This is a genomic window from Myxosarcina sp. GI1(2024) (assembly GCF_053543375.1).
Window position 1 is genome coordinate 448,733 of record NZ_JBKGTY010000001.1, and the last position, 3,189, is coordinate 451,921.

Below are 3,189 nucleotides of genomic sequence, written 5' to 3' on the forward strand. Positions count from 1 at the left end.
GTAACGATTCTGGACTGGGTTTCAATGTCATGAAATCTTAAAATGAGAATTGCTGCGTAGTAGGTAGAACTAGCGAATAATCTAAAATCATGAATCGCGCTCTCAAACCAACAGTCGGAACAATTTTGATACATGGCTTGATTTTGGCTATACAGTCAAATTCTCTCAACAAACACGGGTTACAATCGCAAATATCAACGCTATCCTTATGGAACTTACTATACCGATAGGCAAATTATTTTCCCAGTCCGTAACCAGCAGAAATTGGAGCAACATCCCAAAAAGATTATTAGCTATGTATGGGAAAGCGATACTCAAACTCCAAAAGGACGTTTTTCTGGTGCTAGCCATAGGTTCGAGCATCAAGAATTACAGCGAGTTGGAAAAAAAACAGTAGATTTTAACGGTCGTCAAATTAAAGCTATTTGGAATAGCCAATTAGAAACCGTTATGGTCAGGGAGATGGACGGGACGGTAATTCCTAGCTCTACAGCTTTTGCTTTTGTCTATCCTGCCTATTTCAATTAAGATGCTCGCGCTAGAGTTCCGCTCGACCATAACCAAGGAAGAGAAGGAATAATTAGTATGAGTAATGACTCTAACTTGACTTTAAGCTCGTCCCCAGTAATTTGGTTAAGGCGGACTGAAATTCGAATAGTTCAGATTAAGAATCTTAAAGCTAGATTGGTTCGAGGTAATTTTAAGTAACAAAAGCGATATGGTACTGACCATTTGGTTTTAGGCTGAAGTCAGAGTTCATGAGGAGCGATTATGCAATCTGCCTTTATCGCTATCCGTCTGGCCGCTGGTTTAGCAGTTGGTTTTTGGGGTCTTTCTAAGCTCCTGTTCGTTCAAAGTTGGGTGGGACCTTACCAAAATGTTTTCTATAAGACACTTCCTTTCACCGCCCCTCTGTGGGTTTATCTGTTAGGCATCGTTCAACTGGTGCTCGCTGGTGCAATTGTGTTTAACTACTTTCGTAAGCCGGCTGCTTGGAGCGCCGTAGTTTTTTCGGTGGTCAATCTGGTCGTGAGTTTCGCTGCACTAACGAGACCCGAAAATCCAATTGTTGCCAATCCGGCTCCTTTGGGAATCAAGCTAATTTGGTTTTTCTTTAATCCCATCGCTATTACTTTACTACTGATTGGTGTAGGATTAATGCCCGATGTACGAGCCAGAAAAACTGACTAGATACAATTTTCCAAAACTGGCGTTCCAAGCGGCTTTGGGTACTGAGATCGAATTTAAATAAATATACTACATATAATAAATTTAGATTATAAATTTAGATTAGATGAAAACTTATCAGCCAATTGAAAACTACGGCATTATTGGTAACATGCATACCACTGCCTTGATTGGGCTGAATGGTTCAATTGACTGGTTTTGTTATCCCAGACACGACTCTCCCAGCGTCTTGGCGGCGATTCTCGATAGCGAGAAAGGGGGGCACTTTCGAATTTATCCTTGCCTCGAGCGAGTCACTCACAAACAGTTTTACTGGCCAGAAACCAATGTTCTGGTTACTCGCTTTTTAGCGGCTTGTGGCTTCGGTGAAATCATTGATTTTATGCCGGTCAATCTATCTCAGGACGAACCAGGCTATCGCTGGCTAGTACGACAAGTGAAAGTGATTCGCTGTAGCATGAAATTTCGCTTGGAATGCTATCCGGCCTTCAATTATGCCCGGGATAAGTGTCAAACGACTTTAACTGAGAAGGGAGCAATCTTTAGCTCTGACAGACTCAATCTGGGCTTAGTCACCGATGTGCCCCTACAAGAAAATCAACGTGGAGCCTGGGCAGAGTTTACCCTAGAGCAAGGACAGACTGCGATCTTTGGATTTGGCGAAGTGGAGTCAAATCGAAAAGAATGGAAAGTTTTCCTCAGTTGTGAACGAACTCAAGAATTATTCGAAGGGACGATTGACTATTGGCGAAGTTGGCTTTCACGGTGTCTCTACAAAGGACGCTGCCGGGAAATGGTGGAGCGTTCCGCTTTGGCTTTAAAGCTATTAACCTATGAACCAACAGGAGCAATTATCGCAGCGCCAACCTGTGGTCTACCGGAAGAATTGGGTGGGGAACGTAACTGGGATTATCGCTATACTTGGATTCGGGATGCGGCTTTTACGCTATACGGCTTGCTACGCATTGGCTTTACTGAAGAAGCGGGTCAGTTCATGAATTGGCTCGAAGGACGTTGCTATGAGTTAAAGCCAAATGGACCTTTGCAGACCGTTTATGGTATTAATGGGGAACAGGAGCTCGAAGAAGAGATTTTAGGGCATCTAGAAGGCTATCGCGGTTCTGCCCCCGTTCGTATTGGCAATGGTGCCGTGAATCAGCTTCAGTTAGACATCTACGGGGAACTCTTGGACTCGGTGTACTTATACAATAAACACGGTACGCCAATTTCCTACGATTTATGGCGGCAGCTACAGCGGCTTCTAGCTTGGGTATGTGATAACTGGCAGCGCCCTGACGAAGGGATTTGGGAGATGCGAGGGGGAGTTCGGCATTTTGTCTATTCTAAGCTAATGTGTTGGGTAGCACTCGACCGGGGGCTGCGCCTTGCTAGGAAACGCTCTTTTCCGGCCGAACGCCAGCACTGGCTGCAGGTTCGAGACCAAATTTACGAGGAGCTCATAGCTAGAGGATGGAGTGAGGAACGGCAGGCTTTCGTACAGTCGTACGGCAGTGAGGCTCTCGATGCGAGTACCTTAATTATGCCTTTGGTCTTTTTCATGTCTCCCAAAGATCCGCGGATGTTAAAAACGATTGCTGCCATAGCACGAGCACCGGAACGAGGAGGGTTAGTTTCCAGTAGCTTAGTCTATCGTTACGACCCCCAGACTTCCCAAGATGGTTTGTCTGGACGTGAAGGCACATTCAATCTCTGCAGCTTTTGGTTGGTAGAAGCACTGACTCGCGCCGGAAGAACTGCTCCCGAACAACTCTCACGAGCTCGCATCCTGTTTGAGGAAATGCTTAGCTATGCCAATCATCTGGGACTGTATGCTGAGGAAACCGGACCTAGCGGTGAAGCATTGGGCAATTTTCCTCAAGCCTTTACTCACTTAGCACTGATTAGTGCGGCCTGGAATCTCAATCAGTCTCTCGAGAACAGGTAGTCCTTACAAAACAGTATCTGAGAAGCGCTCGCGCTGTTTGAGCAAAGTTTAGCCAT

Annotated in this window: 2 protein-coding genes and 1 pseudogene; all 3 read left to right on the forward strand. The window is 45.3% G+C overall.

The features are described from left to right. Positions 1–153 precede the first annotated feature (153 nt). Positions 154–528, forward strand: a pseudogene (locus ACLFKQ_RS02235) (DUF3179 domain-containing (seleno)protein); the annotation flags it as partial. Positions 529–771: 243 nt separating this feature from the next. After that, entirely contained in the window at positions 772–1,191 is a 420-nt protein-coding gene (locus ACLFKQ_RS02240; RefSeq protein WP_448998286.1) for a hypothetical protein, read from the forward strand. Positions 1,192–1,294: 103 nt separating this feature from the next. Next, the gene (locus tag ACLFKQ_RS02245; protein ID WP_448998287.1) at positions 1,295–3,133 is read left to right on the forward strand and encodes a glycoside hydrolase family 15 protein; all 1,839 of its coding nucleotides are present in this window, start codon (positions 1,295–1,297) and stop codon (positions 3,131–3,133) included. Positions 3,134–3,189: the final 56 nt, after the last annotated feature.